Origin of the sequence: Streptomyces gobitricini, assembly GCF_039532985.1 — a bacterium.
Lineage (GTDB): Bacteria > Actinomycetota > Actinomycetes > Streptomycetales > Streptomycetaceae > Streptomyces > Streptomyces gobitricini.
Genome location: NZ_BAAASR010000015.1, coordinates 342,744 through 367,721 on the forward strand (window position 1 = coordinate 342,744; position 24,978 = coordinate 367,721).

The 24,978-nt window shown below is 72.0% G+C and carries 22 protein-coding genes; 6 read left to right on the forward strand and 16 right to left on the reverse strand.

Going from position 1 to position 24,978, the window contains the following annotated elements; all coding sequences use genetic code 11:
- Positions 1 to 171: 171 nt before the first annotated feature.
- On the forward strand, positions 172 to 1,119 hold the full coding sequence (locus ABD347_RS14010; protein ID WP_344360710.1) for a GlxA family transcriptional regulator: 948 nt from the start codon (positions 172 to 174) through the stop codon (positions 1,117 to 1,119).
- A gap of 61 nt (positions 1,120 to 1,180) precedes the next feature.
- On the opposite strand, the gene ABD347_RS14015 is transcribed toward ABD347_RS14010, so the two are convergent.
- Positions 1,181 to 1,363, reverse strand: a complete 183-nt coding sequence (locus ABD347_RS14015) for a hypothetical protein (protein WP_344360712.1) — start codon at positions 1,361 to 1,363, stop codon at positions 1,181 to 1,183.
- 372 nt (positions 1,364 to 1,735) lie between these two features.
- On the opposite strand from ABD347_RS14015, the gene ABD347_RS14020 reads away from it, so the two are divergent.
- Positions 1,736 to 2,191 (forward strand): tellurite resistance TerB family protein, encoded by a 456-nt coding sequence (locus ABD347_RS14020; protein ID WP_344360714.1) that lies wholly within the window; start codon positions 1,736 to 1,738, stop codon positions 2,189 to 2,191.
- A gap of 340 nt (positions 2,192 to 2,531) precedes the next feature.
- Here the strand turns inward: ABD347_RS14020 and ABD347_RS14025 are convergent, their stop codons facing one another.
- From ABD347_RS14025 to ABD347_RS14040, 4 genes are all read right to left on the reverse strand, one after another.
- On the reverse strand, positions 2,532 to 3,242 hold the full coding sequence (locus tag ABD347_RS14025) for an adenosylcobinamide amidohydrolase (RefSeq protein WP_344360717.1): 711 nt from the start codon (positions 3,240 to 3,242) through the stop codon (positions 2,532 to 2,534).
- Between the two features lie 126 nt (positions 3,243 to 3,368).
- Complete coding sequence (locus ABD347_RS14030; RefSeq protein WP_344360719.1) at positions 3,369 to 4,106, reverse strand: spermine/spermidine synthase domain-containing protein; 738 nt, start codon at positions 4,104 to 4,106, stop codon at positions 3,369 to 3,371.
- Positions 4,107 to 4,138: 32 nt separating this feature from the next.
- On the reverse strand, positions 4,139 to 5,824 hold the full coding sequence (locus ABD347_RS14035) for a ribonuclease J (RefSeq protein WP_344360722.1): 1,686 nt from the start codon (positions 5,822 to 5,824) through the stop codon (positions 4,139 to 4,141).
- A 397-nt stretch (positions 5,825 to 6,221) separates the two neighbouring features.
- Positions 6,222 to 6,617: a MerR family transcriptional regulator gene (locus ABD347_RS14040; RefSeq protein ID WP_344360885.1), complete on the reverse strand. Its 396-nt coding sequence runs from the start codon at positions 6,615 to 6,617 to the stop codon at positions 6,222 to 6,224.
- A gap of 391 nt (positions 6,618 to 7,008) precedes the next feature.
- Here ABD347_RS14040 and ABD347_RS14045 point away from each other — a divergent pair, with 391 nt between their 5' ends.
- Complete coding sequence (locus tag ABD347_RS14045; protein ID WP_344360724.1) at positions 7,009 to 8,511, forward strand: SulP family inorganic anion transporter; 1,503 nt, start codon at positions 7,009 to 7,011, stop codon at positions 8,509 to 8,511.
- Between the two features lie 123 nt (positions 8,512 to 8,634).
- Here ABD347_RS14045 and ABD347_RS14050 read toward each other — a convergent pair whose 3' ends face one another.
- From ABD347_RS14050 to ABD347_RS14080, 7 genes are read right to left on the reverse strand one after another with little or no spacing between them, the layout of a single operon-like run.
- Entirely contained in the window at positions 8,635 to 9,828 is a 1,194-nt protein-coding gene (locus ABD347_RS14050) for an FAD-dependent oxidoreductase (protein WP_344360726.1), read from the reverse strand.
- Positions 9,829 to 9,852: 24 nt separating this feature from the next.
- Positions 9,853 to 11,529: a radical SAM protein gene (locus tag ABD347_RS14055; protein WP_344360728.1), complete on the reverse strand. Its 1,677-nt coding sequence runs from the start codon at positions 11,527 to 11,529 to the stop codon at positions 9,853 to 9,855.
- Positions 11,530 to 11,573: 44 nt separating this feature from the next.
- Positions 11,574 to 12,302, reverse strand: a complete 729-nt coding sequence (locus tag ABD347_RS14060; protein ID WP_344360731.1) for a TIGR04283 family arsenosugar biosynthesis glycosyltransferase — start codon at positions 12,300 to 12,302, stop codon at positions 11,574 to 11,576.
- Positions 12,299 to 12,967 (reverse strand): TIGR04282 family arsenosugar biosynthesis glycosyltransferase, encoded by a 669-nt coding sequence (locus ABD347_RS14065; RefSeq protein ID WP_344360734.1) that lies wholly within the window; start codon positions 12,965 to 12,967, stop codon positions 12,299 to 12,301. The genes ABD347_RS14060 and ABD347_RS14065 overlap by 4 nt, the downstream gene beginning before the upstream one ends.
- 38 nt (positions 12,968 to 13,005) lie before the next feature.
- On the reverse strand, positions 13,006 to 14,439 hold the full coding sequence (locus tag ABD347_RS14070; protein ID WP_344360737.1) for a radical SAM protein: 1,434 nt from the start codon (positions 14,437 to 14,439) through the stop codon (positions 13,006 to 13,008).
- On the reverse strand, positions 14,439 to 14,897 hold the full coding sequence (locus ABD347_RS14075; protein ID WP_344360739.1) for a MauE/DoxX family redox-associated membrane protein: 459 nt from the start codon (positions 14,895 to 14,897) through the stop codon (positions 14,439 to 14,441). Before ABD347_RS14075 ends, ABD347_RS14070 begins: the two co-directional genes overlap by 1 nt.
- The gene (locus ABD347_RS14080) at positions 14,894 to 16,303 is read right to left on the reverse strand and encodes a dihydrolipoyl dehydrogenase family protein (RefSeq protein WP_344360741.1); all 1,410 of its coding nucleotides are present in this window, start codon (positions 16,301 to 16,303) and stop codon (positions 14,894 to 14,896) included. The genes ABD347_RS14075 and ABD347_RS14080 overlap by 4 nt, the downstream gene beginning before the upstream one ends.
- Positions 16,304 to 16,554: 251 nt before the next feature.
- Between ABD347_RS14080 and ABD347_RS14085 the strand changes: the two genes are divergently transcribed.
- On the forward strand, positions 16,555 to 17,343 hold the full coding sequence (locus tag ABD347_RS14085; RefSeq protein WP_344360744.1) for a class I SAM-dependent methyltransferase: 789 nt from the start codon (positions 16,555 to 16,557) through the stop codon (positions 17,341 to 17,343).
- A gap of 408 nt (positions 17,344 to 17,751) precedes the next feature.
- Positions 17,752 to 18,771 (forward strand): LacI family DNA-binding transcriptional regulator, encoded by a 1,020-nt coding sequence (locus ABD347_RS14090; RefSeq protein WP_344360747.1) that lies wholly within the window; start codon positions 17,752 to 17,754, stop codon positions 18,769 to 18,771.
- 94 nt (positions 18,772 to 18,865) lie between these two features.
- Here ABD347_RS14090 and ABD347_RS14095 read toward each other — a convergent pair whose 3' ends face one another.
- From ABD347_RS14095 to ABD347_RS14110, 4 genes are read right to left on the reverse strand one after another with little or no spacing between them, the layout of a single operon-like run.
- Positions 18,866 to 20,221 (reverse strand): GH1 family beta-glucosidase, encoded by a 1,356-nt coding sequence (locus ABD347_RS14095; RefSeq protein WP_344360749.1) that lies wholly within the window; start codon positions 20,219 to 20,221, stop codon positions 18,866 to 18,868.
- Between the two features lie 44 nt (positions 20,222 to 20,265).
- Entirely contained in the window at positions 20,266 to 21,105 is an 840-nt protein-coding gene (locus tag ABD347_RS14100; RefSeq protein WP_344360887.1) for a carbohydrate ABC transporter permease, read from the reverse strand.
- A 28-nt stretch (positions 21,106 to 21,133) separates the two neighbouring features.
- The gene (locus ABD347_RS14105; protein ID WP_344360751.1) at positions 21,134 to 22,129 is read right to left on the reverse strand and encodes a carbohydrate ABC transporter permease; all 996 of its coding nucleotides are present in this window, start codon (positions 22,127 to 22,129) and stop codon (positions 21,134 to 21,136) included.
- A 14-nt stretch (positions 22,130 to 22,143) separates the two neighbouring features.
- On the reverse strand, positions 22,144 to 23,460 hold the full coding sequence (locus tag ABD347_RS14110; RefSeq protein ID WP_344360752.1) for an extracellular solute-binding protein: 1,317 nt from the start codon (positions 23,458 to 23,460) through the stop codon (positions 22,144 to 22,146).
- A gap of 194 nt (positions 23,461 to 23,654) precedes the next feature.
- On the opposite strand from ABD347_RS14110, the gene ABD347_RS14115 reads away from it, so the two are divergent.
- Positions 23,655 to 24,977, forward strand: a complete 1,323-nt coding sequence (locus ABD347_RS14115) for an ROK family protein (RefSeq protein ID WP_344360755.1) — start codon at positions 23,655 to 23,657, stop codon at positions 24,975 to 24,977.
- Position 24,978: the final 1 nt, after the last annotated feature.

Below are 24,978 nucleotides of genomic sequence, written 5' to 3' on the forward strand. Positions count from 1 at the left end.
ACGGTAGGCGGGAGCGGACCGCTGGGAGAATTGGCAATAGTGCCACCTTTCAACGGATTCTCGCCATGCGGTATTCATGAGGTAGCCGGGGGCCCGCGGCTGGTGAGAGGCGTGGGAGGGCGGTCGGCGGAATCACGTCGTACACCGGTGATCCGGCCATACGCTTCCGTCATGCACACCGTCGCCGTACTGGCCCTGGACCGCGTGATCCCCTTCGACCTCTCCGCCCCGATCGACGCCTTCGGCTGGGCCCGGCTGCCGGACGGCCGGGAGGCCTACCGGGTGCGGGTCTGCTCGGACCGGGAGGAGGTGAGTGCGGGCGCGTTCACGGTGCGGGCGCCGTACGGACTGGAGGTACTGACCGAGGCGGACACGATCATCCTGCCCGGCGTGGAGGACCCGCCGGACCCACTGCCACCGGGCGTCAGCGAGGCCCTGCACGCGGCGGCGGCCGAGGGCACGCGCATCGCCTCCGTCTGCGTCGGCGCGTACCTGTTCGCGGCGACGGGCCTGCTGGACGGCCTGCGCGCGACCACGCACTGGATCGCGGCGCCGGACCTGGCGGCGCGCTACCCGAAGGTGACGGTCGACCCGAACGTGCTCTACGTCGACAACGGCCAGTTCCTGACCTCGGCCGGCGCGGCGGCGGCCATGGACATGTGCCTGCACATGATCCGTAAGGACCACGGCTCGGCGGTCGCCGCGCACGCCGCCAGGATGTCCGTGATGCCGCTCGAAAGGGAGGGTGGCCAGGCCCAGTTCATCGTCCACGACCGACCGCCGGCGCCGTCCGGCGCCACCTTCGAGCCACTGCTGACCTGGCTGGAGGACAACTGTGAGAAGGACTTCACGCTGGACGACATCGCGGCGCGCGCCGGGATGAGCACCCGGACCCTGAACCGCCGCTTCCGCGAGCAGACCGGGACGACGCCGTTGCAGTGGCTGCACCGGGCTCGGGTGCGGCGGGCACAGTATTTGCTGGAGACGACGTCCTCTTCGGTGGAGCGGATCGCCTGGCAGTGCGGATTCGGCTCGCCGACGGCGTTCCGCGAGCGCTTCCGTCGGGTGGTGGGTACGAGCCCGCAGGGGTACCGGAAGGCGTTCGGCCCGGCGGCGTAGCCGAGGGTTCAGGGACAGAGCGGCCCCTCCCCTGGACGTCGGGGCAGTGGAAGCCGCCGGCTTACTCGCGGCGCTGCCGCGAGCGGCGGACGCTGACGACGCCGACGAGCGAGGCGCAGGCGGTGCCGAGGGCAGTCCACCGAACGACGGGCTGGTCAACAGCGTCGGGAGAGAAGATCACGAGAGCTGCTGCAGAGCTGATCAGCAGGAGCAGGGCTGCCGAGTGCTTCGTCCGGTCACTCACGTCATCCTCGCCGGTGGCCTCGCGGTCCCCGGCAGCATGGCCGACGAGGCGGCGATCAGCAAGCGTTGTCGCCGCGGTCACCATGTGCGAACGGCCCCTCCCGACCCGGTCCGGGACGAGCGCGAGGCCGGTAGCACCCGCCACAACCGGCCCCGGAACGGAGGCCGTGCCCGCGGCCGACGCGGCCTAAGTGGTTGGCGCGGCCCAAGTGGTCGACGAGGTCGGGGACTTCTTCGGAGGCGAGGGGGACGGGTGAAAAGGGCTGAAGGTGCCCTTGCGCTCCTGATAGTTTCTACATCACTGTAGAATAATGGTGGCCCGGGCCGGTCCCCCGTCCGGCCCGGGCCACCCCGACGCAAGAGGGAGTAACCCATGGCCCTTTGGGACCGCCTCAGGGAATCCGCATCGACGATGCAGACCCAGCTCATGGCGAAGAAGAACGACCTCAAGAGCGGCGCCTTCCGCGACGCCTCCATGGCGATGTGCGCCCTGGTCGCCGCCGCCGACGGCACCGTCGACCCGTCCGAACGGCGCCGCGTCGCAGAACTGATCGCCTCCAACGAGGTGTTGCAGAACTTCCCCGCCGACGACCTGCAGCGCCGTTTCGACGACAACCTGAACAAGCTCACCGCCGACTTCGACTTCGGCAAGGTCAGCGTCATGCAAGAGGTCGCCAAGGCGAAGAAGAAGCCCGCCGAGGCCCGTGCCGTCATCCAGATCGGCATCATCATCGGAGGCGCGGACGGCGACTTCGACAAGACGGAGCAGGGCGTCGTACGAGAGGCGTGCTTCACGCTCGACCTGCCGCCGCACGAGTTCGACCTCTGACACCTGGCCGAAGCGCGCCCCCGCGTGCGCGGCGACGCGCATGAGCCGCGTTTTTCGTGCCGGGGTGCCCGGGAACCGCCCGTCACCGGAGCGGACGACGCCGCCCCTCCGGGACCTCGAGACACGCGGGCACACCGTACGGTTCGTCCGCGCCCTCCGGTACCGGGAGGCGCGACGTCCGTCGGGCGCGGCGCAGCCCCGCCGACCGCCTTCCCGCCCTTCTGCCCGTTGGGGGGGGGCGGGAAGGTTCCGCGGCGCGGTCCCGGCCCGCCGGCCGGTGCGGTCCCCGCGCGCACGCCGGACCACGGGGTCCGGCGACGACGAGCGGCCGGGCGCCGGCTCAGCGGGCCGGCGCCGGGCCTGCCTCCCGCTCGCGGAGACATGCGGCGTAGGTGGCCGCGTGAACGGTACGGGCGAGCCGGGCGCCCCACGGCGAACGGGGGCCCATGAACTGCTCCTCCGCCCGTTCGCCGCACGCGACGGGCGCCGCGACGCACACCGCGTCGGTCGGCGTGCCGGACGCGTCGAACCCCGCGTCCAGCAGCGCCTGGACCTTGGCCTCCGTGACCGTCGCGACCGCGTTGACGTACGCCCCCGGGCTCAGGGGGACGGGGAGCGCGGCGATGATGTTGATGGTCCCGGCGGGCGGCGGTCCGGCCGTGGCGGGGCCGGGCGCCGCGGCCCAGCCGCGCACCCCCACTCCGGCGGTGACCAGGGCCTCCGCGCCGTCCTCCGTCGCATGCCGGAAGTCCCGTACGGAGGCCGCGGTCATCAACCCGGCGCCAGGTCCGCGCAGCCCGGCTCCGGCGGCGACGTCCGCCAGGTGACGGTCGGCGTCCAGTCTGCGGTAGCCGCCTCGCACCTGGGCGTTGAGCACCCAGTGCCGCTCGCCCCAGCCTCCGCCGAGGACGGCGGAGGACATCATGCGCCACCCCGGCCCGGGCGCCCACACCAGCGCGGGCCGGACGGTCCCGTCCTCCTCGCGCTCCACGATCCGGGCGTCGGACAGTGCGGTGCTGCGGAGGGGAAGGGCTGGGGAGGGTGCGGTCACCGAGGCACCCTAACCCACTGCTCCGCACCGGTCGCAGGCCTCGCCGAGGCCTGCGACGGCGTACGACGCCGACGGTGATGCGCGTACGAGAACGGAAACGGCGCCCTCCGAACGGGTACGCGGCGGTCAGACGCCCGTGGGCAGAGCTTCGCCCGTCCCGGCCACGTAGACGGTGTTGGCCGAGGCGCCGCCCTGCAGGGGGTTGGGGAACTCCACCACGTGGGCTGCGGCCTCATGGAAGACCTGGGCCAGGAGGGAGACGAAGTCATCGTCCGGTGGGTCGTTGGACCACAGGGCGAAGACGCCTCCGGGGTGGAGCAGGCGGGCGAGGGCGCTCAGGCCCGCCTGCTGGTAGAGCGCGGCGTGGCTGGGGTGCAGTACATGGCGGGGCGAGTGGTCGACGTCCAGCAGGATCGCGTGGAAGAGGCGGGCCTCGGCTTGGGGGTCGAGGCCGTGACCGTCTCGCACCATGGCGAAGAAGTCGCCCCGCACCAGCCGGCAGCGGTCGTCCGAGCTCAGCGCGGCACCGAGCGGGACGAGGCCGCGCCGGTGCCAGTCGATGACCTCGGCCAGGGCGTCGACGACGACCAGGGAGCGGACGCGGGGCTCGTCCAGTACGGCGCGCGCCGTGTATCCGAGTCCGAGGCCGCCCACGGCGACATCGAGTTCCGGATGCGCGAGCGGCGCGAGGCCCAGCCGGGCGAGGGCGATCTCCCCCTCGGTGAAGAGGCTGGACATCAGGAACTCGTCGCCGAGCTTCACCTCGTACACGTCGTCTCCCGACGACGGGTCGCGTCGGCGCCTCAGGCTGATGTCGCCGATCGGCGTCGGCTTCCAGTCGAGTTCCTCGAAGCGGGTGGTCATGGTGGGGGCTTCCTCCGGTCCGCGCCGCCGTCTCAGGCGTCGATGACGACGGGAATGATCAGGGGCTTGCGGCGGTGGCTTCGGAACGCCCAGGCAGCGACGGCGCGAGCGATGCGCTGTTCGAGCTGGTGGTGGTCGCCGATGCCCTCCTCGGCCGCCGCGGCCAGGGTCTTCTCGATGAGCGGGATGACCGGCTCGAAGGTGGCGGTGTCGTGCTCGAACCCGCGGGCCAGGAAGTCGGGCGCCTCGGCGAGCGCCCCGGTGTCGGCGTCGACGATCGCCACGACGGTGACGACGCCCTCCTCGGCCAGGACCCGGCGGTCCTTCAGGGACGCCTCCGTCGCGCCTCCGACCTCCATGCCGTCGACGTACACGTAGCCGGCGGGGACCTTCCCGGCGATCGAGGCGCGTCCGTCGACCAGGTCGACGACGACACCGTCCTCGGCGATGAGGACGCGCTCCGGGTCCACTCCGGTGCGGATGGCGAGGTCGGCGTTGGCCCGCAGGTGCTTCCACTCACCGTGGACGGGCATGACATGGCGGGGCTTGACGATGTTGTAGCAGTAGACGAGTTCCCCGGCGCTGGCGTGCCCGGAGACGTGCACCTTGGCGTTGCCCTTGTGGACGACGTGGGCGCCCCACCGGGTCAGGCCGTTGATCACCCGGTAGATGGCGTTCTCGTTGCCCGGGATGAGGGAGCTGGCGAGGAGGACGGTGTCACCTTCGCCGATACGGATCATGTGGTCGCGGTTGGCCATCCGGGAGAGGGCGGCCATCGGCTCGCCCTGGGAGCCGGTGCAGACCAGGGTCACCTGGTGGTCGGGGAGCTTCTCCAGCTCCTTGACACTGACCAGGAGCCCCTGCGGGACCTTCAGATAGCCCAGCTCGCGGGCGATGCCCATGTTGCGGACCATCGACCGGCCCACGAAGGCGACCTTCCGCCCGTGCTGGTGGGCGGCGTCGAGGACCTGCTGGATACGGTGCACGTGGCTGGCGAAGCTGGAGACGATGACCCGGCGCGGGGCGGTCCGCATGACCTGCTCGATCGCCGGGTTCAGCTCCCGCTCGGAGGTGGTGAAACCGGGCACCTCGGCGTTGGTGGAGTCGGTGAGGAACAGGTCGACGCCCTCCTCCCCCAGCCGGGCGAACGCGCGCAGATCGGTGATCCGGTCGTCGAGGGGGAACTGGTCCATCTTGAAGTCGCCGGTGTGCAGCACCATTCCGGCGCCGGTGCGGATGGCGACCGCGAGACCGTCGGGGATGGAGTGGTTGACCGCCACGAACTCGCAGTCGAAGGGCCCGAAGGCCTTCCGCTGCCCTTCCTTCACCCGCACCGTCACCGGCCTGATGTGGTGCTCCTTGAGCTTGGCCTCAAGGAAGGCGAGCGTCAGCTTGGAGCCGATGACGGGGATGTCCCGGCGTTCGCGCAGCAGGTAGGGCACACCGCCGATGTGGTCCTCGTGCCCGTGGGTGAGGACCACGCCCACGATGTCGTCCAGGCGGTCCCGGATCGAGGTGAAGTCCGGCAGGATCACGTCCACGCCGGGCTGCGTCTCCTCCGGGAACAGCACGCCGCAGTCAACGACGAGCAGCTTGCCGGCGTGCTCGAAAACCGTCATGTTGCGGCCGATCTCGCCCAGGCCCCCCAGCGGGGTGACCCTCAGCCCTCCGGCGGGCAGCGACGGCGCGGGACTCAGTTCGGGATGTGGATGACTCATACGGTGACGCTACCGGAGAGTGCGCCGGTTGTGATCCACTTGCCCCCCGCCGGGCCTGCGGCGGCTGCCGAGGTGGTCTCCGGCTGCCGTCACCGGGGCCCGGAGCCCTGCCCAGTGGCGTGCGGGTGCCGCCCGCGCTCCGTGTCGTCCGTCACGTGGGCGTCATGTGGCCGTCAAGGCCGGACGGACCGCTCGTACGCACATCAGCGAGGACGACGGAAACGACACCGCTCACCGCGCCACCGGGCCACCGGGCCACCGAAGCACCGAAGCACCGAAGCACCGGGACGCTCCCAGCAGGCCGGGCCCGTGACCCGCGACGCACACGGGGACGCCGACGAGGACCCACGAGCAGGGGCGGTCCGGCGACCACCGGACCCCCTCCCGGCGGCTGTCGTCAGCCGTCCATGCGCCGCCTGAGCGTGGCGGCGAAGTCCTCGGCGGCCATCAGCCGAGCACGCAGGTTCTCGCAGCGCGCGTCCGCGACCTCGCGGTAGGAGTCGAGCCGCTCACGCAGCCGCTCACGCTCCTCACCGGTCGGCGGATCGTCCACCGCCGCGAGCCGGTCCGTGATCTCCAGCAGGTCCCGCATCTCCTCGAGGGAGAAGTCCAGCGGCTTCATGCGGCGGATGACCATCAGCCGCTCCACGTCGGACTCGGTGTACAGGCGGAAGCCGCCCTTGCTGCGGGCCGAGGGGGTCACCAGGCCCACCTCCTCGTAGTGACGGATCGTGCGCAGCGACAAACCGGTCCGGTCGGCCACCTCACCGATCTGCATCCGCCGCTCGGTCATCGTCACGCCTTCTCCTTCTGCGTCCCGCACGTTCGCATGTTCGAAGTGCTCCAGCATACGTATCTGGAATCACATGGTCCGAGAGCGCGTTTACCTGCCATTCACCCACCGCGGGTCGACTCTCCCCTCACGTCAGGGTAAAGTTCCCGTCGGAGAAGGCTCCTGCCGCACCGAGGCGACCGGGGCGTTCCGCCGGAGCGCGGCCCCTTGGGGCCCGCCGGCACCCGCAGACTTCCGGGCAATGATGCCCGACCGGCAGCAGGAACGGCTGCCAATCCCCCGGCAGGGCCCCGAGTGGCCGGGCCGCCGGGCAATCCGCCCCGGTGCGGAGTCGAGTACGACGCGTGCGCATCCCCTTGACGGGTGCCTGCGCCCGAACGGAAACGGTCGCATGTCCTCACCGCTCGCCGCAGCCCCGAAGCTGCGCATGTCCAAGCCCGACTGGCTGGCCTCCCCCAAGGTCTTCCGCACCGAGGTGCTGGCCGGTCTGGTGGTCGCCCTGGCCCTGATCCCCGAGGCCATCTCCTTCTCCATCATCGCGGGCGTCGACCCGGCCGTCGGCCTGTTCGCCTCCTTCACCATGGCCGTGGTCATCTCGGTCATCGGCGGCCGCAAGGCCATGATCTCCGCCGCCACCGGCGCCATGGCGCTCGTCATCGCCCCGCTCAACCACGAGTACGGCCTCGGCCACCTGATCGCCGCGGTCATCATCGGCGGCGTCTTCCAGGTGACCCTGGGCGCGCTCGGCGTGGCGAAGCTGATGAGGTTCATCCCGCGCTCGGTGATGGTCGGCTTCGTCAACGCGCTCGCCGTCCTGATCTTCATGGCCCAGGTGCCGGAGATGCGCGACGTCCCCTGGCCGGTGTACCCGCTGATCATCGGCGGCCTGGCGCTCATGGTCCTCTTCCCGAGGATCACCGCGGTGATCCCCGCCCCGCTGGTCTCGATCGTGATCCTCACCGTCATCACGGTCGCGGCGGGCATCGCGGTGCCGACCGTCGGCGACAAGGGCGAGCTGCCCTCGTCGCTGCCGGTGCCGGGCCTGCCGGACGTGCCGTTCACGATGGAGACCCTGACGACCATCGCGCCGTACGCCTTCGCCTTCGCGCTCGTCGGGCTGATGGAGTCACTGATGACCGCGAAGCTGGTCGACGACATCACCGACACCCACTCCAACAAGACGCGTGAATCGCTCGGCCAGGGCATCGCGAACATCGTCACCGGGTTCTTCGGTGGCATGGGCGGCTGCGCCATGATCGGTCAGACCATGATCAACGTAAAGGTCTCCGGCGCCCGCACCCGCCTGTCCACCTTCCTTGCCGGCGCCTTCCTGATGGTGCTCTGCATCGCCTTCGGCCCCGTCGTCTCCGACATCCCCATGGCGGCCCTCGTCGCAGTCATGATCATGGTGTCGGTCGCGACCTTCGACTGGCACTCCGTCCGGCCGAACACCCTCAAGCGGATGCCGCTCGGCGAGACCACCGTCATGGTGATCACGGTCGCCGCCGTCGTCGCCACCCACAATCTGGCCATCGGTGTCGTCCTCGGCTCGATCACCGCCATGGTGATCTTCGCCAAGCGCGTCGCCCACCTCGCCGAGGTGACGGGAGTGGTCGACCCCGACGGCAACCAGGTCGTCTACGCGGTCACCGGCGAACTGTTCTTCGCCTCCTCCAACGACCTCGTCTACCAGTTCAACTACAGGGACGACCCGGACGACGTCGTCATCGACCTCACCGACGCCCACATCTGGGACGCCTCCTCCGTCGCGGCCCTGGACGCCATAGAGACCAAGTACGCCCAGCGCGGCAAGAAGGTCACCATCGTCGGCCTGAACAGGCCCAGCGCCGACATGCACGACAAGCTCGCCGGCCGGCTCACCGCCAGCCACTGAGCGGGCCGCGCCGCCCGCCGGCCGTGGCCGGTGGGCAGCGCGACCGTGCGCACGGTCAGGACCGGGGAGCCCCCGCCCTGACCGGCACCCGTTCCTCCCGTGCGCACCCCGCGTCCCTCGGCGTCACTCCGTGGCCCCCTCCGGCAGCAGTTCCGCTTCGCCGGTGTACGCGGCGGTGAGCCGGTCGATCTGCTCGTAGCCGGTGCGCAGCAGGAAGGTGTTGAGGCGGCCGTAGGACTTGGCGCCCAGGATGAAGAAGTGCGGTTCGGGGTTGCGCAGGGTGTCGATCCCGACGGACGGCTGGGCGAGGCAGTCGCCGCCCGCGGAGCCGAGAAGGGCGGCGGAGAGGTTCATGGGGGCGCCGGTGGCGTAGCACTCGTGGACCTGCAGCTGCCGGTAGAGGGAGGCGTCGCCGGTGTATCCGGTCAGCGCCAGGATGTGGTCGCAGACGATCTCGCGGGGGCCGTCGGCGGTGGCGAAGGTGGCGCGCACCCGGTCACCGGCTCGTCGCAGGGCCCGGACGTGCGTGCCGGTGTGGACCGTGACGCGGTCGTGGGTGCCGTTGGCGAGGGCCTGGGAGGTGTCGACGAGGTGCCGGCGGCCGGGCAGTGTGTCGTCGGGCACGGCGCCCCAGTCGGGCCCCGGGCTGCGCACCGCCCACTCGACGCGGGTGCCGGGCAGGGCGGCGAGGTCGCGGGCCGCGGTCTGGGCGGACTTCCCGGCTCCGGCGAGCAGGACGGTTCCGGCCCAGCGGCCGGGTTCGGCGGTGTCGGGGAGGGTGCGGGTGACGCGGTGGGCGAGGGCCCGTTCGCCGAGGGCGGGGATGCCGCCCGGGCCGAGGGTGTTGGGGTGGGAGTAGGTGCCGGTGCAGTCGAGGACGAGATCGGCTTCGGCGGTGTCCTCGCCGTCCGGTCCGTCGAGCAGGAGGGTGAAGGGTGCGGCGGCGCGGGTGCCGGTGCCGATCTGCTCGTGTTTGAGCAGGCCGGTGCGGGCGATGGCGGCGACGCGGGTACGCAGCCGGATCCTGCCCTCCAGTGCGGGCAGTGCGGCGACCGGGTCGAGGAGCCGGGTCACCAGTTCGGCCCCGGTGGGGCAGTCTTCGCCGCTCGGGGCGTGCGGCAGATGGGCGCGCATCCGGTGGGAGACGTTGAGGCCCCACGGGGTGAAGAGCCGGACATGGCCCCAGGCCCGTACGTGGGCGGCGGCAGCGGCCCCGGCCTCGTAGACGGTGAAGGGCCGTCCGGCGTCGGCGCAGGCGAGGGCGGCGTCGAGGCCGACGGGCCCGGCGCCGAGGATCGCGACGTGTCGTCGCCCCATGGTGAACTCCCTCTTCCGTACGGGTCAGATGGCGCAGTGGACGGGGCGGGGCAGGGTGCCGTCGGTGAGGCGTGCGGTGAAGAACCGCTCGGTGACCAGCTGCTTGCCCACGGCGAGCGAGGTACCGGCGGGGGCGAGGTGCAGGTCGGGGCTGGTGGTGAGGTCGGCTCCGGCGGGGTGCCAGTGGAGTCCGTCGGCGGTGACGGTCAGCTCCGGGACGCTGGAGTCCTCGCCGATCTCCACGCCGGTCTCGGAGAAGCCGCGGCGCAGCAGCGGTCGTACGGCGAAGTGGTCGGCGGGCAGGCCGAGTCCGGCCAGCAGCTCGGCGACCGCGGGGACCTCCCGGATGTTGTCCTCGGTCTCGGTGAGGGCGACGCGTGGAGGCAGTCCCAGGCCGGTCAGGTGGCGGATGCTGTCGATGGTGCGCTGCCAGGAGCCGGGGCCGCGGTGCAGGTCGTGGGTGTGTGCGGTGGCGCCGTCCAGCGAGGTCTGCACGGTCAGCTCGCGGTCGGCCAGCGCCGCGAGGCCCTCGGCGCGGCGGCCGCGCAGCAGCATCGCGTTGGTCATCACGACGGTGGGCAGCTCGGCGGAGGCGTGGTCGAGGAGGTCCACGATGTCGGGGTGGAGGAAAGGCTCGCCGCCGGTCAGGTACAGCTCGGTGAACCCGGCCTGTACGGCCTCGTCGACCAGGGTGCGGAAGGTGCCGGCGGGCAGGGTGCGGGGAACCGCCTTCGGGGAGGAGGCGACCGCGCAGTAGTCGCAGGCCAGGTTGCAGTGGAAGTTGGTGTAGATCCACAGCCGGGGCGGGAAGTAGGGGGTGCCGAACAGCGGGACCACCGGGCGGTCGCCCACGAGGGCCTGCGGTGCGGTCTCGCCCCAGCCGTCATCGGCCGGCCGGAATCCGGTCGGCAGGGTGGAGCGGTAGAGGTGGTAGCGGCCGCGGGAACGCTCACGCGGCGGCAGGATCTCCAGGCAGGTGGTCCACCAGCCCGTCTCGATGGTCTCGGCGAAGATCTCGGGCAGCCCCGCGGCACGCATCGAGCGGGCCTGTGCCCGCCAGTCGTACGCGAGCGGGATCAGCTCGGCGGTGGCGGTGCCGTCGGCGAGGTCGAGGATCGCGTACCAGACCTCGCGTCGGCCGTCGTTGGCGGGTTTTCCGAGCACGCCGACGTTGACGGCGAGGGTGTCGCCGACGCGTCGCTGCCAGGGCAGGCCGCTGTGGGTGCACAGGACCACGTCGGCCCCGGACGCCTCGGCCCGGAGGCGGTGCTGCTCGTCGGGGAGGGACTCCCACCAGAAGTCGTTCAGCGCCAGCGTCGAGCCGTGGACCATGTGGACGTCGGCGCCGCCGATGGTCTCCCGGCGCTCGGCGGGCAGGGTGCCCATCCAGGCGGCGAAGTCGCGGCCGGTGGTGGCGAGCGTGTGGTCGTAGATCAGTTGGGCGTACTCGTTGTCCTTGGCGTCGCGGTAGCCGCAGCCGCAGTCGGTGTCGCCGCGCGCGATGGCCACGTCGTAGTTCCCGGCGACGCACTCGACGGCGTTGCCGGTGAGGATCGGCCACAGCGCGTCGACGTCGGCGCCGAATCCGCCGAGGTCCCCCAGGCAGAACAACCGTTCGGCGCCTCGGATGCGGGCGTCGTCGACGAATGCCTGGAGGGCGTATGGGTTTCCGTAGGGGCCTCCGCAGACTGCGATGCGCATGAGGTCGGTCTCCAGGGTGTCGTACGGGGAGAGGAAGGAAGCGTTCAGGGACGGCTGCTCCGTGCCACCGCCGGGCTCTTCTTCGCGAAGAGGCGGGGGCCCGCCGCGTAGCGGGCCCGGATGGCTTCGGGGTCGACGCCGGCGAAGTACAGCAGCTTCAGGTACTGCATGAAGGCGATCATGCGCCAGGTCCCATGGGCGACCAGGCGGCGCGAGGAGGCCGTCGAGGTGGCGGGCAGCAGGCACAGCCGGCCGCGGCGGTGCAGGCGCCGCGACATCTCCAGGTCCTCCATGATGGCCAGGTCGGGGAAGCCGCCGAGGGCGTCGAAGACGGTGCGTCGGACGAACATGGCCTGGTCACCGAAGATGTGGTGGAGGCGGCGGGCACGGGCGTTGGACGCCCGGGCGAGGTGGTTCAGGGCGGGTGTACGGCGGTCGAAGCGGAGGGTGAGGCCGCCTCCGACCACGGCCGGGTCGGCGAGTGCGGCCCGGATCTGGCCCAGGGCGCCCGGATCGACGGCGGTGTCGGCGTGGACGAACCACAGGATGTCGCCGGACGCGTGCCGGGCACCCTCGTTCATCTGCCTGGCCCGGCCGCGCTCACTGGTGACCACCGTGGCGTGCGGGGCGGCGAGTTCGGCGGTGGCGTCGGTGGAGCCGCCGTCCACGACGATCAGCTCGCAGTCGGGGAAGTCGCGGCACAGGCGGCTCAGCGCACTGCGGATCACGGCCTCCTCGTTCAGTACCGGGACGATGACGGACACTCGTGTCATGGCGCCTCCACGGGCTGGAGCAGGGCGGCGATCGGAGCGGGCAGCGCGGGGTCCGGGAGGAGCGCGGCGGCGTCCTCGGGGGTGTCCAGGTCCCGCAGTGGACGCAGCAGTGCCACGCTCAGCCCCTCGCCCCGGGCGAGGGCGCGGGTGGCGGCGAGTACCCGGTCGGTGCTCCAGACGTCCGGGCCGAGACTGAAGAGCGAGGTGTGGGGCTCGCGCATGCCGATCAGGTAGTAGCCACCGTCGAGCGCGGGGCCCAGGGCCACATCGTGGCTCTCCAGGGCGGTGAAGGCGGCGGTCAGATGGTCGCCGGTGAGGGTCGGCGCGTCGGTGCCGACGACCAGCAGCGGGCGCGCGCCGTCGGCGAAGGCATCCGTGACGGCGGCGGCCAGACGCTGTCCGAGGTCTTCGCCGCGCTGGAGGAGGAACCGGACGCCGGCAGGCACCGCCGTGGCGTCCCCGCCGACGTCCGGGGCGTAGGCGAGGTAGCGGCGCGGGGTGTGGGCGGTGGCCAGTTCGATGGTGTGGCGGATGAGTTCGGCCTGGAGCGCCGCGCAGCGGGCAGGGCCCAGCAGGGGGTGCAGCCGCGTCTTGACCGTTCCCGGCCGGGGCGGCTTCGCCATGATCAGGATCGCGGGGGCGCCCCCGTGGCCGGGGGCGTTCACGCGTCGAACCGGTGGACGGAACCGGCCATGCGCATGGGCTACTTCTCCTTCGGTGGCGTTCCGGATGAGCGGTCGCCGGTGGCGCGGACCTCGACGATCGGGAGCAGGGTGCGCAGGGCCGCGTTCTCGGCCGGGTCGAGTACGGCGTGCTGTACGCAGGCGGGGACGAGGGTGCCGTTCTCGGGGTGGGCCATGGCGTAGTGGCAGGCGGCCAGCCGCTCCTGGGCCTCCCGCAGCTGCGGGTCAGTGGCCTGCTCGCCGCGTTGCATCATCTGCCAGGCCGGGGCGACGACATGGGCGTCCATGAACTGGTGCATGACGAACGTGACCGGGCGCACCCGCATCCGGTGGCGGGCCAGCCGCGGCAGCCCGACCCGGCGGACCGTACGGGCCAGCCAGCGCAGCGCGGTCACCGCGGTGGACGGGTGCCGGAACACCACCCGCAGGACCCTGGCCGCGAGGAGGGCGGGCGGGGTCCCGGTGAAGGTCATCTTCCCGAAGTACCGGAAGAACGCGTCGCGTACGGCGAGGTCGCGCGGGTCGTCGCCGTCGAGGAACGGATACCAGCGGCGGCCCACGTAGAAGCCGTAGGCGGTGCGGTTGCAGCGCACATCGCCGTTCTCGAAGACCCGGTAGTCGAGCCGGGTTCCGGCGCCGCGTTCGATCTCCGCCCACACCACGTCCGGGGTCGCCTCGCGGAACGCCTCCTTCCAGCGGCGTGCGTCGCCGAGGAAGGCGGCGGGCTGGAAGGAGAACATGCCGTAGCCCATCGCATGGCAGTCGCGGATCACGCCCGCGACCTCGTCGAGGTTGCCCGGGGTGACGGTCATGTTGTGGGCGAGGAAGAACCGCACGCCGTGCTCCCGCCGCAGACGGAGGAACATGGCGGCGAACCGCGCCCGGTGCGGGTTCAACGCCCGTTCGCTGGGCGGGCGTTCGATACCGCGTCGGCCGTACATGAACTTGTCGAAGTGCGCGGCGAAGGAGAGCCGCCCGAACCGCCGGGTGCCGTCCGGGCCGAGCGCGAGGCGGGTGAGGTAGTCGTCGTCGAAGTCGCCGTGGGTGAAGCTCATCGGCTCCCGGCCGTGCTCCCGCATGATCGCCAGGGCGGCGGCGTGGTCGTCGGGGGCGAGCAGGCTCACCTCGCCACCGATGAGCTGGGTGTGGGCGCGCGGGCCGCGCAGCTCACGCAGGAGAGCCATTTGCGCGGCGACCTGTTCGCGGGTGTGGGGGCCGTCGACGCGTACCCGGTTGGCGTCCCGGGAGTGGTAGCAGGGGGTGCACTTCAGGTCGCACCTGGGGAAGACGCCGTGGGTGCCCTCGCAGCCGACGCCGTGACGGCCGAGGATCTGGCCGGGGGTTCTGGCGGCGTCGGGCAGTTCCGCCCAGCGGCGTTCCATGGCCTCGGCGAACCCGGTGTCGTAGGGGCGGGTGGCACGTTCGAGGACGCGCAGTTTCGCGAGGATGCGCATCAGTGGTTCTCCCACGGTGTCTGAGCTGGACGGACCGTGGCCGGCGGCGAGGCGGGCCGGGCCCGGCGCAGTCCGCGCCACAGCAGTCCTGCGTACAGCAGCATCAGCGCGTCCTCGACCAGGACGTACCAGCGCAGCGGCTGGGCGGCGTACGTGCCGAAGCAGCCGCAGTTGTCCAGGACGAGTCCGCGGGCGAACGCCTGGGCGGTCAGGGCCGTCCACACCACCGCCACGCCCGTGTACAGCCACACGGGCACCTCCGCACGGGAGCGGGGCCGGGCGAGGAACCACACGGCCGTCACCGCCTCGGCGGCGATCAACACCACGGCCAGGGCGGTCGAGGCCGCGCCGGACGTCAGGCCGTAGGCGGTGAGGATGGCCGGCATGGCGTCGAAGGAAGCGAGCTGGCCCAGCGCCATCGCCGCGAGGAGAGCACCCAGGACGATGCGGAGGATCACCGGATCAACCCCCTGCGGAGCTTCAGCAGCGCGCCGATGGGGCCGCTCCCCCGGGCCAGACGGGCGTAGACGTCGGCCAGCGCCGTGTGCCAGGGACCGTCGGCGTAGGTGGGATAGGGGTGGACGGTGCGGGCGTAGTCGGAGGGCGTCCAGCCCAGACGCACCGCCGCCGCGAGGTGGGCGATGGTCTCCCCGGCCCTCGGTGACACCACCGTGGCCCCGATGATCTTCCCGCGCGGTCCCAGCACCAGAGTGGTGAAGCCCTCGGTGCGGCCGTCTGCGACCGCCCGGTCGACCCGGTCGTTCTCCAGCGTGTGGACGCGTACGGCGTCGCCGTACTTCTCGCGCCCCTCCTCGGTGGTGAGGCCGACGCGGGCGATCTCCGGATCGGTGAACGTCACCCAGGGCACCGCGCGGTGGTCGATGGGGCGGCGCACCCCGAGGAGAGCGTCGGTGGCGGCCGCCGCGCCCTGTGCGCCGCCCAGGTGGGTGAAGGCCGAACGGCCGGTGACGTCACCGGCGGCGTAGATCCGGTGATTGGTGGTGCGCAGCCTGTCGTCGGTGCGGACATCGCCGGTCTCGGTCCGCTCCACACCGGCGGCCTCCAGGCCGAGGCCCCGGGTGTTGGCGCGGCGGCCCGTGACGGCCAGCAGCGCGTCGTAGGGGAGAGGGCCGCCGGGCCCGTGGACGGCGCCGTCGTCGACTCTCTCGGCACGGTACCCGGTCCGTACGGTGACGCCCTCGGCCTCCAGGTGCTCCCGCAGCACCTGCGAGGCGCGAGGCTCCTCACGGGGCACCAGGCGGTCCTCGGCCTCCACGAGGGTGACCTCGGAGCCGAGCCGGGCGAACGCCTGGCCCAGCTCGCAGCCGATGGGCCCACCGCCCAGCACCACCAGGCGGCGCGGGAGTTGGGACAGCTCCCAGACGGTGTCACTGGTCAGCGGCCCGGCCTCGGCCAGGCCGGGGACCGGCACCAGGGCCGGTGCGGAGCCGGTCGCGAGCAGGGCGTACCGGAAGGCCACCTCCCGATCGCCCGTGGTCAGGGTTCGCGGGCCGGTGAAGGACGCCGCGCCGTGGGCGACCTCCACTCCGTACGGGGCGAGCGCCTCGGCCGAGTCGTGCGGCTCGATCGCGCCGATCGCCCGCTTCACCTCCGCCATGGCCGCCGCCAGGTCGGCCGGGCCCGGCACCGGCGGGAGCCCGTAGGCGGCGGCGCGGCGGGCGGCCTGCACGTCGGCGGCCACACGCAGCAGCGCCTTGCTCGATACGCACCCCGTCCACAGGCAGTCCCCGCCCAGCCGGTCCCGCTCGACGAGCAGCGTCCGGGCGCCGAAACGCCCTGCCGTCCGGGCCGCGGTCAGACCGGCACTGCCGCCACCGATAACCACCAGGTCGTACCTGCTCATGCTGTGGACTCTCTCCGGTCGGTACACGGTCTTGAGACATGCGGGGAACCCGATGACACGGGCCAAGCCTTCCCTTCCTCGGACCCACCATCACGGCCGGGAAGCCCGGCCCCCGTCATCCTGCCGCGTCCGGCGTGTCCGGCGTCCGGCGTGTCCGATACGGAATGGAGGGCCGGCCCGGCAGGGTTCCCGGCACGGCAAGGGCAGGGGGCGAGCAGTGCCCCACGGGCGGGAAGAGGGACGAGGGTCGGATGGACGAACCGGACTGGCGGCGCTTCCTCACCGCCTACCACCAGGCACACCCCGGTATCACCGAGCAGCTCCTCTCACTGGCCGATACCTCCCCCTACGCCTGGCTCGCCGAACCGCTGCGCGGCGTCGAGGGCGCGGTCCTCGACCTGGCCTGCGGCTCGGCGCCCACCCGCGACGAGCTCCCGGACGCCGACTGGGTCGGGATCGACCTGTCGGCGGCGGAACTCGCCGAAGCGGCGCGCCGTGGCCGCGGACCGCTGGTGCGGGCCGGCGCGGAGGCGCTCCCGGCCGCCTCCGCGAGCGCCGGCGCCGTCTGCGCGGCCATGTGCCTGCCGGTCGTCACTCCCCTGCCGCGCGTGCTCGGGGAGATCCGGCGCGTACTGCGGCCCGGAGGGACTCTCGCGGCGCTGGTGCCCTCCCGGTCCGGGCTCTCCCCGTCCGGCACGCTGGGCTGGCTGCGGGTCATGGCGGCGCTGCGCGCCGTACGCCAGCCGTGGCCCAACCCGCGGGCACGCGACGGGCTGGCCGCTCTCCTGCGCACCGCGGGGTTTCGCGTCCGGTGCGACGAGCGACGCGTCTTCACCCTGGCCGTCGACTCGGCCCGAGCGGCGGCCCTCCTGGTCGATGCGCTGTACCTGCCCGGTCTGACACCCCGGCGCGCCGAGGCCGCCAAGCGCTCCCTGGCGCGGTGGGCAACACCGGGGCGGCGCCTGGAGCTGCCGCTGCGCCGCGTGGTGGCCGACCTTCCCGCTCTTCCCACCGGACGCCCGGGACAGGAGCCGGTATGAACCATCCGACGCCTCCGCCCCTCCCCCGCGACCGAGCGTCCGTCGCCGGGCCGGGCCGGAACGGACCGGGCCGGGCCTGGCCTGGCCGGAACGCGACGGACCGGAACGGGCCGGGCCTGGCCGGAACGGCGCCGCGGTGAACGCGTACGGCGTGGACACGGCCGGCCGGCCTCGTGTTCCCGCCGTGGGCGTTCGCGGTGTCCACGCCGGTGTCCGGATCGGCCCCGGGGGCGTACCGATGCCGGCGGTGCTCCCGCCGGGGGTGGCGAGGGCGGCGGCGGCCGCCGAGGGTCGGGCCGGAGTCCGGCCGTCGGCACGGGACCGGCGACCGGCGACCGGCGGAGCGCGGCGGCCGGCCCCGTGGCGGCTCCCTGCCGGTCGGAACACCGCCGACGGTAGAGTTCGGGGATGAGCAGACAGGCCCCGACGTTGGAGGATGTCGCGCGGGAGGCGGGGGTCTCTCGTGCGACTGTGTCGCGGGTCGTGAACGGCGTGCGCAACGTCGACCCCGACATCCAGGACCTGGTCCGTCACGCGATCGAGCGCACCGGCTACACGCCCAACCGCGCGGCCCGGTCGCTGGTCACCCGGCGAGCGGAAACCGTGGCCCTCATCGTCTCCGGGGCCAAGGACGCCTTCGCCGCCCGGGTCTTCGCCGACCCGTTCTTCGGACGCGTGGTGAGCGGCGTCGTGGGGTACCTCCGGGCGCGATCGATGCACCCGGTGCTGCTGTTCGCCGAATCCGAGGCGGGCAGGAAGCAGGTGGTGGACTACATGCGGCAGGGCAGCGCCGACGGGGCGCTGGTGGTGTCCATCCTGGCCGACGACCCCCTGCCGGAGATGCTCCTCTCCGCCAAGGTCCCCACCGTCCTGTTCGCCCGTCCCGGCCGAACGGCACCGATCAGTTACGTCGACGTGGACCACCGCGCCGGGGGCGGACTGGCCGGCGCTCGGCTGCTGGCCCGCGGTTGCCGGCACATCGCGGCGATCAGCGCCCCGCCGGAGCTCCCGGCCGGCCAGGACCGTCTCGCCGGGTTCCGTGACGCTCTGGCCCGCGCCGACCGGTGCCCGCCCCCGGTCGTCGAAGGCGCCTTCACCCTCGACAGCGGCGCGGCGGCGATGACGACGCTGCTGCGGGAGCATCCCGAGGTGGACGGGGTGTTCGCGGCCAACGACCTGATGGCGCAGGGAGCTTGTCAGGTTCTTCGCGAGCAGGGCAGGAGGGTGCCGGAGGACGTCGCGGTCGTGGGCTTCGACGACTCGAGCATCGCGATGACGTGCCGGCCGCCCCTGACCACGGTGCGCCAACCCGTGGAGGACATGGCCTCGACGATGGCCAAACTCCTGCACGAGCAGGTCGAGGGCGCGCGGACCGAGCCCAGGACCGTGATCTTCGAACCGGAGCTGGTCGTACGGGAGTCCGCCTGACGGGACCGGCGGCGGCCTGCCCGTCACCGCCGTGCAGCTCCCGCCGGCGCGCGGGTCCGTCGGCAGGCGCCTCTTCGGCTCCGGGAGCCGCGGGTCAGGCGTGGGCCTGTCGGTGGGCGCGGATGATGTCCGCGTACCGGCGGCCGCTCGCCTTGATGGTGCGTTCCTGCGTCGCGTAGTCGACGTGGACGAGTCCGAAGCGCTTGTCGTAGCCGTAGGCCCATTCGAAGTTGTCGAGGAGCGACCAGGCGTAGTACCCGGCGAGCGGGGCGCCCTTGCGCACCGCCCGGGCGCAGGCGGCCAGGTGCTGTTCCAGGTAGTCGGCCCGGTCGGGGTCGTCGACGGTACCGTCGGGGCGGACCGTGTCGGGGAAGGCGGAGCCGTTCTCGGTGACGTAGAGCCTCCGGACGCCGTAGTCGTCGGTCAGCCGCATCAGGAACGACTCCAGGCCGTCGGCGTCGACCTGCCAGTCCATACCGGTGCGGGGCACGTCGGGCAGGCGGACCTCGCGGGCGTACGGGACGGGGCCGGACGGGTCGTCGGCGACGGTGACCGGGAAGTAGTAGTTGAGGCCGTGCCAGTCGAGCGGGACGGCCATCGTCTCCAGGTCGCCCGGGCGCTCGGGGAGTTCGACGCCGTAGAGCTCGCGCATGTCGGCGGGGAAGCCCCGGCCGTGGACGGGATCGAGCCACCAGCGGTTGGTGTGGCCGTCCATGCGGGCGGCCGCCGCGAGGTCCTCCGGCCGGGTGGAGGCGGCCGCCACGGTCGAGTGGTTGGTCACGAGCCCGACCCGGGCACCGGACGCCGCCGCGCGGATCGCCTGTGCGGCCAGTCCGTGGCCGAGGAGCAGGTGGTAGGAGGCGTGGACGGCGGCGGTCAGGTCGGTGAGGCCGGGGGCCATCCGGCCTTCGAGGTGGCCGATCCACCCCGAGCACAGGGGTTCGTTCAGGGTGGCCCAGCGCGTGACCCGGTCGCCGAGCCGCCCGGCGACGACGGAGGCGTAGGCGGCGAGGTGCTCGGCCGTCTCCCGGGCCGTCCAGCCGCCGCGGTCCTGGAGCGTCTGGGGAAGGTCCCAGTGGTAGAGAGTGATGTTGGGCGTGATTCCGGCGTCGAGGAGTCCGTCGACGAGCCGGTCGTAGAAGTCGAGGCCGGCCGGGTTGACCGGGCCGTCGCCGGCGGGCAGGACGCGGGTCCAGGCGATGGACATGCGGTAGGCGTCGGTGCCGAGCCGCCGCATGAGCGCGATGTCCTCGGGCCACCGGTGGTAGTGGTCGCAGGCCTCGTCGCCGTGGTCGTCGTTGTCGATCTTTCCCGGGGTGTGGGAGAAGGTGTCCCAGATCGACGGTGACCGGCCGTCCTCGGTGACGGCGCCCTCGATCTGGTAGGCGGACGTGGCCGTGCCCCAGACGAAGTGGGGCGGGAAGGCGGCGAGGTCTATCGGATCGGACACGGAGGGCCTCTCTGGAGTGATGGGGGTGAGGGGGCTGCCGTCGGCTACTTGACGGCACCGGCGGTGAGGCCGGTGACGAGGTAGCGCTGGAGGAGCAGGAAACCGGCGACGACGGGCAGGCTCACGACCAGGGAGGCGGCCATGACCTGGTTCCAGTACACGTCGTTCTGGGTGGAGTAGCCCTGGAGGCCGACGGCGAGGGTGCGGGTGGTGTCGTTGGTCATCACGGAGGCGAACAGGACCTCGCCCCACGCGGTCATGAAGGCGTAGACCGCGACCGCCACGATGCCGGGGACGGCCGCGGGCACGATGACGCGGAAGAGCGCGCCGAGCGGGCCACAGCCGTCCACCTTGGCCGACTCGTCCAGGTCGCGGGGCACCGAGTCGAAGTACCCGATCAGCATCCAGATGGAGAAGGGCAGGGAGAAGGTCAGGTAGGTGAGGATCAGGCCGCCGCGGGAGCCGAACAGCGCGATGCCGGTGGCGTTGCCGATGTTGACGTAGATGAGGAAGAGCGGCAGCAGGAACAGGATGCCGGGGAACATCTGGGTCGAGAGCACCGTGACCGTGAAGACGCGCTTGCCCCGGAAGGAGTAGCGGCTGACCGCGTAGGCCGCGAACACGGCGATCGTGACGGAGCAGACGGTCGCCGCCCCGGCCACGATCAGGGAGTTCACGAAGTAGTCGGCCAGCGGGACGGTTCGCCAGATGTCGAAGTACGGGCGGACGGTGAGGTCCGAGGGGATCCACTGGAACGTGCCGGAGACGTCCTCCAGGGGCTTGAGCGAGCTGGAGACCATGACGTACACCGGCAGCAGCACGAATCCGGTGAGGAGCGTCAGGAAGATCCGCCGGCTCCACAGGAAGGACCGCGGGGCGGCCATCGGGGAGCGGACCGGCCGCCGGGAGTGGCTAGGCATCGGTGGCCTTCCTTCCTCGGGAGGTGAGCAGGAGGTAGGCGCCCGTCACCACGAGCAGGAACAACAGCAGCAGGACCGACATGGCAGAGCCGGCGCCGAAGTTCCAGGTCTGGAACGAGGACTGGTAGATGTGCAGGGAGATGAGGTCCGCCGCCTCCGGTGCCGCCTTGCCGAAGAGGACGAAGGGGGTGTTGAAGTCGTTGAAGGTCCACAGGAAGAGCACCAGCACCAGCACCTGGTTGACCGGACGCAGCGACGGCAGGGTGATGCGGCGGATCTGCTGCCGGATCCCGGCCCCGTCGAGGGCGGCGGCCTCGTACAGCTCCCGGGGGATGCTCTGAAGTCCCGCCATGACGATCAGGAAGGCGAAGGGCCAGCCCTTCCACACCGAGACCACGAGCAGTGTGACGAAGCTGTTGCCGCCGATCAGCCAGAACGGCGGGCTGTCGGTGAGGCCGAGCTGGTCGTGCACGACGTGGTTGACCAGTCCGTTGTCGCGCTGGAACATGAACGCCCAGGTGATGACGGCCGCGTAGACGGGCAGCGCGTACGGGACGAGGAAGACCGTGCGCAGGAGGCCCCGGCCGCGGAAGGTCTCCTGCATGAAGACGGCGGCGGCCACCCCGAGCAGCCAGCACAGCCCGACCGAGAACAGGGTGAACAGGCACGTGGTGAGGAAGGACCGCAGCAGCGCCTCGCCCACGGGGGCGTTGAAGTCGACCGCGAGGGAGTAGTTGTCGAGCCCGGCCCAGGGCGCGGCGCCCCAGTCGCGGATGTGGAACTGGGTGAGTTCCTTGAAGCTGACGACGATGCCGATCACCATCGGCACCAGGTGGACCAGGAGTTCGAGCAGGAGGGCGGGGAGCAGCAGGAGGTACGGCAGGCCGATGCGGCGCAGCCGCCCGGAGCGGCGCGAGCGCGGCGCCGCTCCGGGGGAGTTCTTCCGTGCCGTCCGCTCGCCCGTGGTGGAGGCAGCGGTGAGGGTCATCGTGGTGTCCGTGCTCACTTCTTGGGCATCTGCTGCTGGGCCTTTTCGAGCTTGGCCCGCACCGACTCGGTGGTCACCGGCCGGCCGGCGGCGGCGTCGGCGAAGAGTTCCTTGACTGCGGTGCCGACGACGGTCTCGAACTGCGACTCCTCGGGGACCTGGGGAAGCGCGGTGGCGCTGGTCGCCAGGGTCTCGCGCAGGACGGCGAGTGCCGGGGTGTTGAAGGCCGGGTCCTGCTGGGCGCTCTTGACCGGTGGGATGGAGCCATAGGCCTTGTTGAGGATGACCTGCTCCTCGTCGCTCGTCATGAACTTGACGAACTTCTTGGCGCCGTCGATGTTCCTGGTGTTCTTGAAGACGGCCATGTTGATGCCGGCGACCATGGAGTTGGTGGCGCTGCCCGGGCCGGGCTTTCCGGATCGCACCGGGGCGGGCGCCACTCCCCACTCGTCCCCGTTCATGCCCTGGGACGTGAAGGTGGCCGACGCGGTCTGCCACAGGACCATGGCCGTCTTGTCCTTGGCGAAGTCGCTCAGGGACTGGTTCTGCGCGTACTCGGCGTTGCCCGGCGCGATGATCTCGTGCTTGGCCATCAGGTCGACGTACTGCTTGACGGCGGCGACGGCGCCGTCGGAGGTGAAGTCGGCCTTGCCGTCGGGGGTGAAGAAGTCGGCGCCGTGCTGCTTGCCGAGGACGAACACCTGGTGGATGTTGTTGGAGAGGTTGGATCCCTCGGCGCCGAGGCCGTTGTGGCCCTTGGCGGTGAGCTTCTTGCCGACGGCGACCAGCTCGTCCCAGGTGGCCGGCGGCTTCGCCACCCCGGCGTCGGCGAACAGCTTCTTGTTGTAGTAGAGCGCGTACGCCATGGAGTACAGCGGTACGGCGGCGGGGTCCTGGCCCTCGACGCCGGTGGAGCCGAGGGCGGAGTCCACGAAGCGGTCCTTGCCGCCGATCGCCTCGAAGTTCTTCGCGTCCCAGGGCAGCAGGGCGCCGGTGGACTGCAGGGAGGCGCTCCAGGTGTTGCCGATGTTGAGGACGTCGGGCCCCTGGCCGGAGGTGGTCGCGGTGAGGATCCGGTTGAGCAGGTCCGACCAGGGCACCACCTCCAGCTTCACCTTGATACCGGTCTCCTTCTCGAACCTGTCGAGTCCGGGCTGGAGGACCTTCTTGTCGACCTCCAGGCTGGCGCCCTGGTTCGAGGCCCAGTAGGTGAGTGTTCCCGGCTGCTCGTTGGAGCCCCCGGAGCCGGACGAGCCCCCGCCGCAGGCGGCCGCGGTGAGAACGAGCGAGAGGGTGACGGCGCCGACGGCTGCGGCTCTGATTCTGCGCATGACTCCAGGGGCCTTCCGGGGAGGTGGGCGGACTTCACCTGCGGGGAGGGTGCGACGCGAGTGACTCCCCGCGTGCGGACCCCGAACCCCCCCGCTGCTTAATTTAGGATGTGAGTTAAACCTCAAGCGAAGGTCGCGTCAAGGGCTCGGTCGCATGTAAGTTGCCTGAAGGACAACGGAGATGAGGGGGCAGGGTGAAGGTGCGCAGCGGCCGTACTGTGCGTGACCTGCGGCGGGAGAACCGCACCGCGGTACTGCAACGGTTGTATTTCGACGGGCCTCAGAGCCGCTTCTCACTCGGCCCGGCCACCGGCCTGAGTTCCGGCTCGGTCAGCAACGTGGTGTCCGAGCTGCTCGCCGAGGGTCTGGTCGAGGAGGCGGGCAGCGTCGACTCGGCCGGCGGCCGCCCCCGCACGCTGCTCCGCGTCCGCGCGGACAGCGGCTACATGATCGGCGTGGACATCGGCGAGACGCGCGTACGGATCGAGCTCCTGGACCTGGCACTCACCGAACTGGCACGCCTGGAGCGGCCGTTGGACGCCGAGGGCCCCCGGCGCGTCGACCGCTACGACGTCGGCGTCGTTCTGGGGCATCTGCGCGAGGGCATCCCCGAGGTCCTGGACCGGGCCGGGATCCCGGCGGAGCGGCTGCTGGGCGTCGGCGTCGGGGTGCCGGGCATCGTCGCCAGGACCCCCGAGGACGGCGCCGTGGTGCACGGCCAGACCATCGGGTGGGACGCGGTCCCGCTGGAGCGGCTCCTGCGCGAGTCACGGCTCCTGCCCGGGGCCGTCCCGTACCACATCGACAACGGCGCCAAGACCCTCGGCCAGGCGGAGATGTGGTTCGGTGCCGGGCGCGGCGCGCAGAACGCGGTGGTGGTCCTCTTCGGCTCCGGTGTCGGCGCCTGCCTCGTCACCGACGACATGCGCTCGGGCCGGGCAGTGGAGTGGGGGCATCTGACGGTGCGGGTGCGGGGCCGCCGGTGCCGCTGCGGAGCCCGCGGCTGCCTGGAGGCGTACGCGGGGGCCGAGGCCCTCCTGGAACGCTGGTCCGAGGCAGGCGGGCGGCCCCCCGCCGGCACGGACGAGGAGACCGCGCTGACCGCGATGCTCGCCGCTGCCTATCCCGTCCCGGGCGCCGACGGAACCACGGCACCGGCCGACGCGACCGCCCTGGCCGTCCTGGAGGAGACCGCCGAGTACCTCGGCGCCGGTTTCTCCGACCTGGTCAACCTCTTCCAGCCCGAACGCATCCTGGTCGGCGGCTGGGCGGGCCTCCAGCTCGGCCGGCGCTTCCTCGACTCCGTACGGACCCACACCTCGTCGTACTCGCTGAAATACCCGGCCGCACGCGTGGAGATCGATCTGGGCACCCTCGGGCCGGACGCCGTCACGGTCGGAGCGGCGATCCTGCCGCTCGCCGACTTCTTCGCCCGCGGCGGCCGCCGCGCCGAGGCGCATCCGGAAGAGCAGGGCCCCGCCTGGCGGGCGGCTCTGCGGGAACGGGCGGCGCAGTGAG